The sequence below is a fragment of the Rhodococcus sp. USK13 genome, assembly GCF_018343855.1.
Taxonomy (GTDB): Bacteria; Actinomycetota; Actinomycetes; order Mycobacteriales; family Mycobacteriaceae; genus Rhodococcus_F; species Rhodococcus_F oxybenzonivorans.
This window is the reverse complement of sequence record NZ_CP069242.1, coordinates 1,337,711-1,351,074: the sequence shown is the minus strand read 5'-3', so window position 1 is coordinate 1,351,074 and position 13,364 is coordinate 1,337,711. Positions and strand designations below refer to the sequence as shown.

Here is a 13,364-nt window from a genome sequence, read left to right as displayed (position 1 = left end):
CTCACTGCTGCTGGGTAGTCGGGTGGATGACGAGCTTTCCGGTGAGGGTGCCGTCGATCACGAGCTGGAATCCCTTGTGTATCTCGGTCAAGGGCAGGGTGCGGTCGATGACCGGGCGCAGGCCGGTGGCGTCCATCATCTTGAGCATGGCGACTAGTTCGCTGCGGGTGCAGCCGGTGGAGCCGAGGATGCGCTGCTGGAGGTAGAAGATGCGGTTGAGGTCCGCGGGCGGGTTCGCGCCGCTGGTGGCGCCGGCGATCACGATCGTGCCACCCGGACGCAGACATTTCATCGAGTGCGCCCAGGTGGCCTCGCCGACGGTTTCGATGACGACATCGACCCGCTCGGGCAGCCGCTCGCCGGTGCCGACGGCAGCACGGGCACCCCAGGAGAGGGCCTCGGCGCGCTTGTCCTCGCTGCGGCTGGTGGCGTAGACGACGGCGCCGGCGGCTGCGGCGAGCTTGATGGCGGCGGATGCGACGCCGCCGCCGGCGCCCTGGACCAGGACGCGGTCTCCGGCGGTGATCTTGGCCTGGGTGAACAGCATTCGGTAGGCGGTGGTCCAGGCCACCGGTAGGCACGCGGCTTCGTCGAAGGACAGCCAGGCGGGTTTCGGGATCAGGTTGCGGGTGGGGACGCTGAGGTATTCGGCGAAGGCGCCGTCGTGTTGTTCGGAGAGCAGTGCGCGGTTGGGGTCGAGGGTTTCATCGCCCATGCCGGCGTCGGCGTCGGCGATGACCGGGTAGACGATCACCTCGTTGCCGTGCTCGTCGTAGCCGGCGGCGTCGCAGCCGAGGATGATCGGCAGCCGCTCGGCTGGGTGGCCGACGCCGCGCAGTGTCCACAGGTCGTGCATGTTCAGCGAGGAAGCGGCGACCCGGACGAGGGACCAGCCGGGCTTGGGTTCAGGTTGCGGGACGTCTGCGAGAACGAGACCGGACAGCGGGTCGGTGGCGCTCTGGGAGACGGCGGTTGCGGCGAGCATGAGTGCCACTGTGCCGACCACGCCAGTGGCATCACAGCAAGCGTTCCGTGCTACGGAACGCTCGGTGGAACAGCGGGACTGGGCTCGGTTGTCTGGTTGCCATGACCTCCACCATCCGACCCGCCGCCGAGCCCGGGGCCTGCGGCGGAGCCTGCGAACTCCCCTGCGGTGCCGCGACGGCCGCCCCGCGCGGCGCCCTGCAGCGACCGGCCGCGATGACCCGGAACCTCGACGTCTCCGGACTCGTCGATTCCGAGGGCGGCCTGCTCGACCGCGCCATCTTCACCGACGAGTCCCTGTACAAGCAGGAGATGCGCCGCGTCTTCGCACCGAGCTGGTTGTTCCTTGCGCACACCGACCAGTTCCACAAGCCGGGCGACTTCTTCACCACCTATATGGGTGAGGACCCGGTCATCGTCACCCTCGACAAGAGCCGCAAGATCCGCGCCTACCTCAACTCGTGCCGGCATCGCGGGGCGCGGGTGTGCCGGGCCGACTTCGGGGCCACCCGGAACTTCACCTGCACCTACCACGGGTGGGCGTACGACCTCGAGGGCAAGCTGATCAGCGTCCCCAACAAGGAGGGCTATCCCGAATCGTTCGACGCCAAGGATTGGGGACTGGTGGAGGTCCCGCACATCGAGACCTATCACGGTCTGATCTTCGGCACCTGGAATCCGTCCCCGGTTTCCCTGCGGGAGTCGCTCGGTGACATGGCCTGGTACATGGACGCCATGCTCAATCACGACGACGAGGGCACCGTGGTCGTGGGCGGGGTCCACAAGTGGGTGCTCGACGGCAACTGGAAACTGTCGGCGGAGCAGTTCGCCACCGACTGGTACCACGTGAACATGAGCCACGCGTCGGCGCTGATGGTGCTCTCCCCGACCGGCAAGGGGCCGAAAGACGAGATCGTGCACCGCACCGGCCGCCAGTACGTCGACCCGAACGGGCACGGCGCCGGATTCCCGGTGCACCCGAAGAACCGTTTCGACGCCGGCACGGTCCACGAATGGATGGACTACGGTGCGCTGCGTGAACGTCTCGGTGACGCCCGCGTGGAGGGACCGATGACCACCGGTCATGCCACGGTGTTCCCGAACTTCTCCTACCTGCCCGTCAATGGTTCCATCCGCATCTGGCACCCGAAGGGCCCGGACAAGATGGAGGTCTGGGCGTGGACGATCGTCGACAAGTCGATGCCCGACGAGGTCCGGGAGGCGCAGCGGCTCTACAACCTGCGCACCTTCGGACCCAGCGGCATCTTCGAGCAGGACGACGGCGAGAACTGGAGCGAGGTGCAGGCCATCTCCCGCGGCTTCATCACCAACGGTGTGACCCTGAACTACCAGATGGGCATCGGATCCGAACGCGAGGACGGCCGGCACCCGGGAAAGACGAGCGAACTGTACAGCGACGCCGCCGGGCGGGCGTTCTACGCCCACTGGCGGGAGCTGATGAACACCCCTGCATGGCACGAGGAGACACGATGAGTGCAACTACCACGGGTATCCGCGTTGCGGCGCTCGACGACATCCCGGAAGGGGAAGGGATCGCCATCGACAAGGCGATCACCGGCACCGCCGACGACATCGCCCTGCTGCGCGATGACGACGGCAGCGTGTGGGCGCTCGATGACACCTGCACCCACGCCGACGCCTCCCTCGCCGAAGGCTGGGTGGAGAACGGGCACGTCGAATGCCCCCTGCACTCGAGCAAGTTCTGCCTGAAAACCGGTGCCGTGGACGGTCTGCCGGCCACCAAGGACGCCTGCCCGCACCGGATCGAGGTCCGTGACGGCGACGTGTTCCTGTTTCCGGGACAGAGGCCCTGATGGCCACCGGACTCGACCGGATCGTCATCGTCGGCGGCGGCATCGGCGGTGTGAGCACCGCCTCCGCGTTGCGGGCAGGCGGCTACGCCGGGCAGTTGACACTCGTCGACGCCGGCGAATTCCCCTACGACCGCCCGCCACTGTCGAAGGACTACCTCGCCGGCACCAAGGACCTCGAGCAGATCGCCCTGCAACCACCCGAGTGGTACGACGACAACGCGATCGCGCTGCGCACCCTGACCCCCGTTGCCGCCCTCCGCAGCACGGAGGGCGGGGTCGAACTCGGCGATGGCACCGTGTTGCCTGCGGACCGGGTGGTGCTCGCCACCGGCGGGCAGGCCGCGCGTCCGCCCATTCCCGGCGCCGACAGTGACCGCGTGCACGTGCTGCGGAGCAGCGACGACGCCGACCGCCTCCGTAAAGCGCTGACACCCGGTGCGCGGGTGCTCGTCGTCGGGGCCGGGCTGATCGGAGCCGAAGTCGCGTCCACCGCCATCGATCTCGGCTGCGAGGTCGTGCTGGTCGATCCGGCGCCGCTTCCCCTGGCCGCTGCCGTCGGCCCGGACGTCGCAGCCTGGCTGCACGGTGCCCACACCGCCCGCGGGGTGGACACGGTCCTGGCCGGTGTCGAGTCCTTCACCGACACCGAGACCGGCATCGAAGCCGTCCTGGGCGGCGAAACCGAGCCCCGCACATTCGACGTGGTGGTGCTCGGTGTCGGCATGGTGCCCGCGACCGCGCTCGCCGAAGCCGCGGGTCTGGAGGTCGACCGGGGCATCGTCGTCGACCCCGGACAGGTGACCTCGAACCCCGCCGTCCTTGCGGTGGGCGACCCCACTCGGGTCCGGCGCGACGGGGTCCTTGCACCCCGCGCCGAACATTGGGAGGCCGCCCAGCACGATGGTCAGCGCGCCGCCGCTACCATCCTCGGCACACCACCGCCCGCGGTGACGGCGTCGTGGTTCTGGACCGACCGCCACCACAACCACGTCGAAGCCGTCGGCCGGATGGCCGCCGCCGAGCAGACCGTGATCCGCGGCGAACTCGGCGACCCCACGTTCTCTGCGTTCGGCCTGCGTGACGGGCGAGTCGTCGGTGCCGTCGCCGTCGACGACTCCACCGCCGTCCGGGCGGCCCGCCGGATGATCGACCGCGCCGTCACCGTCGACGCGAGCCGACTCGCCGACACCAGCACCGACCTTCGAAAGTTGCTGCGAGGCTGAGCTGTCCGAATTCTGGAAGCTCGCCCGTAGAAGGGACCCACCGTGAGTACCACCACCGAATCAAAACCACCCACCGCGCCGCGGGCCGGACAGCGCGCCGACCGCGACACCCACTTCGAGGTCGAGCAGTTCTACTACGAAGAGGCCGAACTCCTCGACGACGGCCGCTACACCGACTGGCTCGACCTGCTCGCAGACGACCTCGACTACTGGATGCCCACCCGCACCAACCGGCTCCGCCGTCAGCAGGCGCTGTCGATCGCCGCACGCGGGGAGGCCGCGTTCTACGACGAGACGAAAGACTCTCTGGCCTGGCGGATCCGCCGGTTCGACTCCGGCATGGCCTGGGCCGAGGACCCGCCGTCACGGACCCGGCACCTGGTCACCAACGTCGCCGTCAAACACGCCGACCCCGGCGAGCACCCCGGATTCACCGAGAACGACCTGCTGGTGCGCTCGGCGTTCCTGGTCTACCGCAACCGGCTCGAACGCGAGGAGAACATCTTCGCGGGCGGACGCACCGACCTCCTGCGCCGCACCGACACCGGATTGTCGGTTGCCCGCCGCACCATCCTGCTCGACCAGAACATCCTGCAGTCGAAGAACATCTCCACCTTCTTCTGAGACTTCCCGACTCGACCGAGGGACTATTCCATGACCACCGCAACCACCACCGATATCGAACTCCGCCACCACCGCGTGCAGACCTCCCTCGGCGAGATCGCCGTCGCCGAGGTCCCCGGTGACGGCCCCGTCCTGGTGATGCTGCACGGCGGCGGCCCCGGCGCCTCCGGGGTGAGCAACTACCACCAGAACCTCGCTGCCCTCTCCCAGCACTTCCGGATCCTGCTGCCGGACCAACCCGGATTCGGCGACAGCTACCGCCCCACCGACGCCGACCTCGACGACCGCTCCATCACCCAGATCACCGTCGACGCCCTCTTCCAGGCCCTCGATCAGCTCGGAGTCCACTCCTTCCACCTGCTCGGCAACAGCCTCGGCGGTGCCGCCGCCATCGCGATGGCTCAGGCTCAGCGTGAGCGGGTCACCGGCCTGGTGCTGATGGCACCGGGCGGCGGCTGGTTGCCGTTCGGACCCACCCCCACCGAGGGGCAGAAGGAAATGTTCAAGTACTTCAACGGCGGCGGGCCGAGCGAGAAGAAAATGGCCGCGTTCATCCGCACCATGGTCTTCGACCACAAACAGTTCGGCGAAGACGTCGTCCGCGCCCGCTACGAGGCCTCACTCGACGAGAGCCACATCGAGTTCTACCACCGCTACAACGCCGCCTTCGCCAAGCGGCACGGCATGGACCCCCTCTGGAAGGACCTGCACAAGATCAAGGCCCCCACACTGCTGCTGTGGGGCCGCGACGACCGCACCATCACCCTCGAAGGTGCGCAGATCATGCTCAAGCAGATCCCGGACGTCCAAATGCACGTCTTCGGGCGCTGCGGGCACTGGGTGCAGCTCGAACGCCAGGCCGAATTCGAACGCCTGGTGGGCGACTTCCTCGGAGAACTCGGATGACCGGCTGGCTGAACGGGTACTCCGCCCTGATCACCGGCGGCGGCACCGGCATCGGGCGCGCGGTCGCCGAACGCTACCTCGCGGAAGGTGCCTGCGTGACCATCGTCGGCCGCACCCTGGACCAGCTCGAGAAGGTCGTCGCCAACTCCGCCGACCCGTCCCGCATGCACGCTGTCGCCGCCGACGTCCGCAACTCCGACCAGTTGCACGCCGCGGTCGCCGAGACCGTCACCCGGTTCGGCAAACTCGACACCCTCGTTGCCAACGCCGGAATGTGGGACTACCAACGCCAGCTCACCCGGCTGAGCGCGCTGGAGCTCGGTGACACCTTCGACGAGGTGTTCTCGATCAACGTCAAAGGCTACTTTCTGGCCGCCGAGGCTGCCTGGCGCGAGCTCGTCAAGACCCGCGGCAGCATCGTGATGACCCTGTCCAACGCCTCGTTCTACGTCAACGGCGGCGGCCCGGTCTACACCGCCAGCAAGCACGCCTGCCTCGGGCTGATGCGCGAACTCGCGTACGAGCTCGCCCCCAAGGTCCGGGTCAACGGCGTCGCGTGCGGGGGCATGAACACCGACCTGCGCGGTCCGGAATCGCTGTCGATGAAGGAGCGGTCCATCTCCACCTCCTTCGCCAAGCGCGGCCCGGACACTCCGCCGCCCCCGATCCCGCTGCACGACTCGAGCACCGACCCCCGGGATTTCACCGGCCCCTACGTGCTTCTCGCCTCCCGCGAGCAGAGCGGCCCGATCACCGGTGAAGCGATCTCCATCGACGGCGGCATGGGCGTGCGCGGATTCAGCTCCGACGCCGGCGGCGACCACCTCTGAGGAAGGACCCACCATGACTTTCGGCCACCCCGCCAACTCCGGATTCGCCGTCGACGTGAATCCGGCGGCCGCGGTTCAGCGCAACGCCGGCTGGAACGGTGCCGCGGTTGCACTTCGCTATCCGGGCGTCGATCTCACCTATGCCGATCTGGACGACCGAGCGAGCCGCCTGGCGGTCGTTCTCACCAGTGGTGGTGTCGGGCCAGGAGACCGAGTTGCGTACGCCGGGCTCAACAGCCCCGCATTCCTGATCACTTTGCTCGCCAGCCTGCGAATCGGCGCGATCTTCGTGCCCCTGAACTTCCGGCTCGCGGTCCCCGAACTGCAGGTCGTGCTCGAGCGCAGCGGCGCGGTCGCCCTCGTCGGCGAGGCGGGACACCGTGACGTGGTCGATGCCGTCCGTGAGCGGGTCGCCATCAAGCGGTTCCTCCTCGTCGACGACGACCCGTCGGTGCCCGTCGCCGGAGCCGCCGACGGGTGGGAGCCGTGGTCGCAGGCACTCGCCTCGTCGACGTCGAACGACCGAGTCGTGGTCGGGCGATTCGACGATCCGGCCATCCTGATGTTCACCTCCGGAACGACCGGCACGCCCAAGGGTGTCGTGCTCACGTACGGAAACATCTGGTGGAATTCGATCAACGTGGACTCGCGTCTCGACACGCGTCGACGTGATGTCACCTACGCGTCCGCGCCCCTGTTCCATGTCGGTGCCCTGAACAGCTTTGTTCTCCGCACGCTCGTCCGTGGCGGGACGGTCGTTCTCCGCCGATCGTTCGATCCCGAGAACTTTCTCGCCGATATCGTCGAGTATCGGGTCAACTCCCTGTTCGCGGCGCCGGCGATGCTGGCCGCCGTACGCCGGGTGCCGGGGGTGTTCGACGCCGACCTGTCGCAGCTACGGTCGGTCGTGGTCGCCGGCGCACCGGTGCCCCCGTCGCTGATCCGGGAGTTCGCCGATCACGGAATCTGGCTGCAACAGGCGTGGGGGCTCACCGAAACCGCGCCGTTCGCTACTCATCTGCCCGTCGAGCGCACCCTCGACAAGATCGGGTCGGCAGGTATCCCTATGCCCTACACGCAGGTTCGTGTGGTCGACGCGGCCTCGAACACGCCCCTGGAGCCGGGCACCAGCGGCGAAATCGTCGTGCGCGGCCCGCACGTGACGCCGGGATATTGGGAGAACCCGGAGGCAACCGCTACGGCGTTCGACGAAGACGGTTGGTTCCATTCCGGCGACATCGGCTACCTCGACCACGACGGCTACCTGTTCATCGTCGACCGCCTCAAGGACATGGTCATCAGCGGCGGGGAGAATGTTTATCCCGCCGAGGTCGAACGTGTTCTCGCCAGCATGCCCGGCATCGCCGACGTCGCCGTCGTCGGCGCCCCGGACGAGAAGTGGGGTGAGATCGTCGTCGCGGTCGTCTCCCTGGACAACTCGGTCGCGGTCACGCTCGACGACGTGCGGGACTTCGCGGCCGCCGAACTTGCCCGCTACAAGCTTCCCCAGCGACTGCAGATCGTCGATCGAATGCCCCGCAACGGATCCGGGAAGCTCGAGAAGCGTGCGATCCGCACCCTGGTGGAGGAGGGAGACCGATGATCACGCAGCTTTCTCGTCTGCGATTCGAAGATCCGTGGTCCGGCGAGGTCGTCTCGTGGGCGGATTCCGGGGGCAGGCTCGTGGTGCGTCGCGAGGATATAGCGGCGGTCACAGTCGAGTTGACCCGCTGTGCACGGGGGCGGCTGCGGCACGCGTATCCGGTGGCGGCCCACGACGTCGAGGTACGGGTATCGGACGTGGCCACCGCCGACGACCTCACCGCCGTCCTCGAGGTGCTGACCCCCGCGATTCGGATAGCCGACCCGCAATGCCGGAAGGTGGTCTATGCCGTCGACCGCGACGACTCCGGCCGCAGCCCGCTGAGCGCGCTCGCCACCAGCGCCGCCGCCGAGGCAGCAGGGTTCCGATACGTCGTCGACGTCGATATTGCCGACGCCGAACTGAGTCTTTTAGTGGCGGAACCCGATTGGGTCACGGCGGTGGACATCGACCTCGACCATGTCCCCGGGACCTGAGACGGAAGGAATCGAATCAGCTGGCGAGCGCATGCTGGCGGGCATGTGAGGCCGGCGCGGTGACGGTGCGTGCGGACGGCAGCACCTTCGCCGCCGCGCTCGCCACTCGACGCAATGTGATGCTCTGACGTTGGACGTCGAGCCTGCCGGTCGGCGCAGACACCGACAGCGCGGCCACCGGACGCCCGTTCGGACCCATCACCGGCACCGCGACACAGCTCAACCCGTTCTGTACCTCTCCGTTTTCGACGGCGATTCCGCGGCTACGGATCGCATTGAGTTCGCAGGTCAGGGCCGCGGGGTCGACGATGGTGCGGTCGGTAAACCGTCGCAGGGCGCCCAGCATTGTGAGCTGTGCTCCATCGGGTTCGTATGCGAGTAGAGCCTTTCCTACCGCCGTACAGTGCGCCGGAATGCGCTGTCCGATCCGTGAGGGTGATGCGGTACGGCGGTGACCGTAGAGCTTTGCCAAATACATCACGTCCGTCCCGGACAGGCATGCAAGATGGACGGTCTCCTGAGTCGCCACGTACAGGTCGGTGAGGAACGGAATCAAAAGATCGCGAAGTTCCTCCTGACCCGGCGAGTACACCGTCCTGCCGAGCTTCTGTAGACGGTCGCCGAGTCGGTAGTCCGTGCCCGTGCGTTCGACTACACCGTTGCGCTCGAGCATCGCCAGAACGCGATGGGTGGTGGATTTGCTCAGCGCGGCTCGTCGGGCGAGTTCGCTCACGCCCACGCCGCTGAGCGCGTCGTCGCCGAAGCACGCCAAAACGCTGATGGCCTTGTCGATCGCTGCGCGGTCGTCGCGGTTGGTTGAGGGGATCGTCATGTGTTCTCACCTCGGATATGACGACCCGCCACGACGCTACGGGCGGGCCAACTTTAATGGACGATTTGCAATCTTTACTGGACATCTTGCATTGCGCCGTGCCGGTACGTCAAGATTGACGAGTCGTACATTAAAAGTGACACTGTCGCAGTCGGGAGTGGGACGTGTGGGATGTAAACCAGCTCGTGGCGCGCAACGTGCGCCGCTACCGACAAGAACGCGGCTTGTCGCTCGGCGAATTGGCGCGTCGTTCGGGCTTATCCAAACAAACGTTATCGAAGGTCGAGCAGGGGAATGGCAATCCGACGGTCGAGACCCTAGCCCAACTGAGCGCCGCCATGGACATCCAGGTGCGGAGGCTCCTCACCGAGTGGGGGACACCGGTCTTCGTGCAGCGCCGCGACGACGTGGAGTGGACTGATGAGAACGGTCGGTCCGAAAGGATACTCGACGAGGTCTATGGCTCGGGGTACGTACAAACCCATGTTCTCCGCCTCGATCACGGAGCAGAGGTCAACGACCCCTCCGACGTCAACCCGCCCGGGACGCTACTGCACGTCTATGTCATCAGCGGGCGCTTGGAGACCGGGCCACTGAGCGAACCCGTGATCGTCGAGACGGAAGACTTCGTCAGGTTTCCCGGCGACCTCCCATTTCGCCACGCCTGTCTCAGCGAGTCCGTCGTCGCCCATGTAGTGACCACCCTCCCGCAGCTGCACCAGTTCGGACCGAGGGTGACCCCGGGATGATGAAGTTTTCCCATATCCCACGTGCGTCAGCGATCATGCCGGAAAAGGCTGCTACTGCCACCAGCCTCGCGGATGCCGACCACCCCAAACAGACCGAAAGAACTGCTCCATGGGCCTGTCCGGTATGGGCAACGATGCGAAAGGCGTTCCCTGACTTCAGAACCCGGACATCAAATTTCTCGGCATTCGGTCTCGGCGCGCTCGCGCGTCCTGCTCGTCGCCTGAAACCCTCGGAGCAGCTGGTGACGGCATGCGGCCACCGCAAACAATGTAGCAATTTGACTGCTCAATGAGCTCAATGCTGCGCGATGGGTGCCGTTCACGACGGTCTTGATGTGTGTGAGATGTCCTCGAGGCGGCCGATCTCACACGAGAGTTCCCGGCCCATAAACCGAGAATGTCGCGGGTGCCGTCGACAGTCACCCCCATCACGACTGGGGGTACCTCCCGCGTGCGGGGGGAAGATCGGCCGGTTTGCAGTCGATGAACACTCCCCCAAGCACTAAGACCTCATCTCAAACGGTGCTTTCAATAGTGGCTATCCCCGCAAACCGTGCTCGTGAACCATTCCACGATGGAATTGCAGCTTCTCGTAACCCCGTTAAGAACGACACTGCCTCTCCCTGGGCGGACCATTTCGCGCGGCAGCTCTGTCCCATTGTCAAACAAACGATTCGCTCGACTGCGCCCAGACTGTATAACACGCGTTCCGTTGCAAGAACCATGGAGAAATCATGAACAGGACCGATCGACAGATCGCACAGTTTGTCGTCATGTGGGCGCCGTTCGGGTGGCCACCCGAGGATAAGGCCTTCGTGGAGTTCGGGCTGACATCCGAACGTCTCTACGCTCGTTGCATCGAGATCATTGCCGTGGCACGGCGAAATCACGACCTGGCGCATGAGGAGAAGACGCTTGTCTCCCGACTTGCTGCCGTATTGATGAGACGCCGAGTCGCGCGACTCGCCGAGCGCGTCGCGTAGGCGCGAATGTCCGGCACCTCGACATAGCGGCGATGTGGCTGTGTCCGAATGCGCTACATCACAGTACGGCGATCGGATGGATGCTGGTGACCACAGAGCAGAGTCCCGTCATACGGATACGTCGATCAGGAGAAATCATGGGCAACCCACGCGCAACCGTCGAATTCGGGGCATTTCTCGCTCCGTGGCACAAGATCGAGACGGACGCGAACACCGCGATCCACCAGGACCTGCAGCTTGTCGAGCACATGGACAAGCTCGGCTTCGCCGAGTTCTGGATCGGTGAGCATCACTCCGGCGGTGTGGAGATCGTGTCCTCTCCGGAGATGTTCCTCGCTGCCGCCGCTCAGCGGACGTCACGGATCAAACTGGGCCTCGGGGTGGTCTCGCTGCCCTATCACCACCCCTTCATGATTGCCGACCGGCTGGTGCTGCTCGACCACCTCAGCCGCGGACGCGTGATCTTCGGCGCGGGCCCCGGTCAGCTCGCAGACGACGCCCACATGATCGGCATCGACCCGGTAGAGAGCCGGCGGAAGATGGAGCAGGCTTTCGACGTGATTCACCGTCTCCTCGACGGCGAGACGGTCACGGAGGAGACAGATTGGTACAAGATCCAGGACGCCTACCTACATGTGGCGCCGTACTCAACCATCGAGAAGGCTGTCACCGCCACGGTGTCGCCGACCGGCCCGAAGCTCGCGGGCAAGTACGGGGCAGGCATCCTCTCGCTCGCCGCCACCAACCCGATGGGCGTCGAGTTGCTCGCCGGTCACTGGGACATCGCCGAGCAGATCGCAGCCGAGAACGGGCGCACCGTGTCTCGTGACCAGTGGCGTCTCACCGGTCTGATGCATGTGGCGGAGACCGAGGAACAGGCGCGAGCGGACTGCCGGCACGGGCTGTTGGATTTGATGAACTATCTCTCGCACGTTACCCCGGGCTTCGATCCCGCTCCGGACGTCGACACGCTGATCGACGGTGTCAACGAGAGCGGCCTCGCTGTCATCGGCACTCCGGAGATGGCGATCGCACAGATCGAGCGGTTGCAGGAGAAGTCCGGCGGATTCGGAAAGTTCCTCGTTCTGCACGGTGAGTGGGCTCCGCAGTCGGCCGCGCTGCGGAGCTTCGAGCTGATCGCCGAGCGGGTCGCGCCGGAGTTCCGTGGCGCGCGCACTTCGCGTCAGCGGGGCTACGACCAGGTGGTCAACAGCAACCGTGCCGGTGCCGATGCCACCGCCGCCGGCCAGGCGGCCGCTCAGAAGCAGTTCGAGGCGGAACGTGCCGTGAGCGTGGGCTGATTTGCATTGCAGCGGGGCGGGGTTCGAGATTGATGCCGAACCCGCCCCGCTGTTGTATGTGCGGGACGTTGACTCGGCAGAGGTGTAGCGAAGTAGGACATCATGTGACCCGCGGCACACCTACCGTTCGTAGCGACCAAGGGGTCGGCATCGAAAGGATCATGGATATGGGAACTCTCGACGGGAAGGTCGCACTGGTTACCGGTGGCGCACGCGGCCAGGGGCTGGCACACGCACACGCACTGGCGAACGAGGGCGCGGACATCATCCTGCTCGACATCTGCGAGCAAATCGACTCGGTCCAGTACGGACTGGCGGCCGAGGAGGATCTCACGTTCGCAGCGAAGTCCGTTGGCGCGCTGGGTGTGCGGGTCGCCGCGCACCAGGCGGACGCCCGCTCGTCATCCGCACTCGATGTGGCGGTGGCGGAGACGGTTGCCGCGTTCGGGAGCATCGACATCGTGGTGATCAACCACGGCATCTGGACGCGCGGAGCGTTGTGGGATCTGACCGACGAGGACTGGCTCGATACCATCGACGTCAACCTCAACGGGGTCTGGCGGACCCTGAGAGCGGTAGCACCACAGCTGATCACGCAGCGATCGGGATCGGTGATCATCACCGCATCGGTCAACGGGGTGGAGGCGCAGGCCGGCGCCGCTCACTACACCGCGGCCAAGCACGGTGCGCTCGGTCTGATGAAAGCCGCCGCATTGGAGTTCGCTCCCTACGGCGTCAGGGTCAACGCGATCCTGCCGGGATTTGTCGACACTGCGATGACGAACTGGCAGGGCTGCTATGACATGACCGGCGGAAAGCCGGGCTCCACCCGCGCCGACCACGAGGCCGCTGCGCGCCATTGGCACGCGATCGGAGGTCTGATCGAGCCTGACGAGATCAGCGGAGCTGTGGTGTACCTCGCTTCCGACGCCGCGCGCCGAGTCACCGGAGTTGAGCTCCCAGTCGACGGCGGCCACCTGGTCCTGTCCACCTTCAACCCGAATCCGAGCTGATCACC

14 protein-coding genes are annotated in these 13,364 nt (G+C 66.2%); 12 read left to right on the top strand and 2 right to left on the bottom strand.

Translation table 11 applies throughout. From position 1 onward, the window contains the following. Position 1: 1 nt before the first annotated feature. Positions 2-985, bottom strand: a complete 984-nt coding sequence (locus tag JQT59_RS09085; RefSeq protein ID WP_213575847.1) for a zinc-binding dehydrogenase — start codon at positions 983-985, stop codon at positions 2-4. A 311-nt stretch (positions 986-1,296) separates the two neighbouring features. On the opposite strand from JQT59_RS09085, the gene JQT59_RS09080 reads away from it, so the two are divergent. The 8 genes from JQT59_RS09080 to JQT59_RS09045 are packed head-to-tail and all read left to right on the top strand — an operon-like array spanning position 1,297 to position 8,481. Beyond that, complete coding sequence (locus JQT59_RS09080) at positions 1,297-2,478, top strand: aromatic ring-hydroxylating dioxygenase subunit alpha (protein WP_213577559.1); 1,182 nt, start codon at positions 1,297-1,299, stop codon at positions 2,476-2,478. After that, on the top strand, positions 2,475-2,819 hold the full coding sequence (locus JQT59_RS09075; RefSeq protein ID WP_249354289.1) for a non-heme iron oxygenase ferredoxin subunit: 345 nt from the start codon (positions 2,475-2,477) through the stop codon (positions 2,817-2,819). The genes JQT59_RS09080 and JQT59_RS09075 overlap by 4 nt, the downstream gene beginning before the upstream one ends. After that, positions 2,819-4,042: an NAD(P)/FAD-dependent oxidoreductase gene (locus JQT59_RS09070; RefSeq protein WP_213575845.1), complete on the top strand. Its 1,224-nt coding sequence runs from the start codon at positions 2,819-2,821 to the stop codon at positions 4,040-4,042. Before JQT59_RS09075 ends, JQT59_RS09070 begins: the two co-directional genes overlap by 1 nt. Before the next feature lie 42 nt (positions 4,043-4,084). Next, positions 4,085-4,666: a 3-phenylpropionate/cinnamic acid dioxygenase subunit beta gene (locus tag JQT59_RS09065; RefSeq protein WP_213575844.1), complete on the top strand. Its 582-nt coding sequence runs from the start codon at positions 4,085-4,087 to the stop codon at positions 4,664-4,666. 30 nt (positions 4,667-4,696) lie between these two features. Further along, positions 4,697-5,572: an alpha/beta fold hydrolase gene (locus JQT59_RS09060; protein ID WP_213575843.1), complete on the top strand. Its 876-nt coding sequence runs from the start codon at positions 4,697-4,699 to the stop codon at positions 5,570-5,572. Then, positions 5,569-6,402 (top strand): SDR family NAD(P)-dependent oxidoreductase, encoded by an 834-nt coding sequence (locus JQT59_RS09055; protein WP_213575842.1) that lies wholly within the window; start codon positions 5,569-5,571, stop codon positions 6,400-6,402. Before JQT59_RS09060 ends, JQT59_RS09055 begins: the two co-directional genes overlap by 4 nt. A gap of 13 nt (positions 6,403-6,415) precedes the next feature. Continuing rightward, positions 6,416-8,005, top strand: coding sequence for an acyl-CoA synthetase (locus tag JQT59_RS09050; protein ID WP_213575841.1), 1,590 nt, complete (start codon positions 6,416-6,418; stop codon positions 8,003-8,005). Further along, positions 8,002-8,481 (top strand): hypothetical protein, encoded by a 480-nt coding sequence (locus JQT59_RS09045; RefSeq protein WP_213575840.1) that lies wholly within the window; start codon positions 8,002-8,004, stop codon positions 8,479-8,481. The genes JQT59_RS09050 and JQT59_RS09045 overlap by 4 nt, the downstream gene beginning before the upstream one ends. Before the next feature lie 16 nt (positions 8,482-8,497). Here JQT59_RS09045 and JQT59_RS09040 read toward each other — a convergent pair whose 3' ends face one another. Then, positions 8,498-9,313, bottom strand: a complete 816-nt coding sequence (locus JQT59_RS09040) for an IclR family transcriptional regulator (protein ID WP_213575839.1) — start codon at positions 9,311-9,313, stop codon at positions 8,498-8,500. Positions 9,314-9,498: 185 nt separating this feature from the next. Between JQT59_RS09040 and JQT59_RS09035 the strand changes: the two genes are divergently transcribed. From JQT59_RS09035 to JQT59_RS09020, 4 genes are all read left to right on the top strand, one after another. Continuing rightward, positions 9,499-10,062: an XRE family transcriptional regulator gene (locus JQT59_RS09035; protein ID WP_249354288.1), complete on the top strand. Its 564-nt coding sequence runs from the start codon at positions 9,499-9,501 to the stop codon at positions 10,060-10,062. A gap of 734 nt (positions 10,063-10,796) precedes the next feature. Continuing rightward, entirely contained in the window at positions 10,797-11,045 is a 249-nt protein-coding gene (locus tag JQT59_RS09030) for a hypothetical protein (RefSeq protein ID WP_213575837.1), read from the top strand. A gap of 137 nt (positions 11,046-11,182) precedes the next feature. Next, complete coding sequence (locus tag JQT59_RS09025; protein ID WP_213575836.1) at positions 11,183-12,346, top strand: LLM class flavin-dependent oxidoreductase; 1,164 nt, start codon at positions 11,183-11,185, stop codon at positions 12,344-12,346. Between the two features lie 167 nt (positions 12,347-12,513). Further along, positions 12,514-13,359 (top strand): mycofactocin-coupled SDR family oxidoreductase, encoded by an 846-nt coding sequence (locus JQT59_RS09020; protein ID WP_213575835.1) that lies wholly within the window; start codon positions 12,514-12,516, stop codon positions 13,357-13,359. Positions 13,360-13,364 lie beyond the last annotated feature (5 nt).

Coding starts and splice junctions, on each gene's coding strand:
- JQT59_RS09085 (WP_213575847.1), bottom strand. CDS start 985: ATGCTCGCCGCAACCGCCGTCTCCCAGAGCGCCACCGACCCGCTGTCC.
- JQT59_RS09080 (WP_213577559.1), top strand. CDS start 1,297: ATGCGCCGCGTCTTCGCACCGAGCTGGTTGTTCCTTGCGCACACCGAC.
- JQT59_RS09075 (WP_249354289.1), top strand. CDS start 2,475: ATGAGTGCAACTACCACGGGTATCCGCGTTGCGGCGCTCGACGACATC.
- JQT59_RS09070 (WP_213575845.1), top strand. CDS start 2,819: ATGGCCACCGGACTCGACCGGATCGTCATCGTCGGCGGCGGCATCGGC.
- JQT59_RS09060 (WP_213575843.1), top strand. CDS start 4,697: ATGACCACCGCAACCACCACCGATATCGAACTCCGCCACCACCGCGTG.
- JQT59_RS09055 (WP_213575842.1), top strand. CDS start 5,569: ATGACCGGCTGGCTGAACGGGTACTCCGCCCTGATCACCGGCGGCGGC.
- JQT59_RS09050 (WP_213575841.1), top strand. CDS start 6,416: ATGACTTTCGGCCACCCCGCCAACTCCGGATTCGCCGTCGACGTGAAT.
- JQT59_RS09045 (WP_213575840.1), top strand. CDS start 8,002: ATGATCACGCAGCTTTCTCGTCTGCGATTCGAAGATCCGTGGTCCGGC.
- JQT59_RS09040 (WP_213575839.1), bottom strand. CDS start 9,313: ATGACGATCCCCTCAACCAACCGCGACGACCGCGCAGCGATCGACAAG.
- JQT59_RS09030 (WP_213575837.1), top strand. CDS start 10,797: ATGAACAGGACCGATCGACAGATCGCACAGTTTGTCGTCATGTGGGCG.
- JQT59_RS09025 (WP_213575836.1), top strand. CDS start 11,183: ATGGGCAACCCACGCGCAACCGTCGAATTCGGGGCATTTCTCGCTCCG.
- JQT59_RS09020 (WP_213575835.1), top strand. CDS start 12,514: ATGGGAACTCTCGACGGGAAGGTCGCACTGGTTACCGGTGGCGCACGC.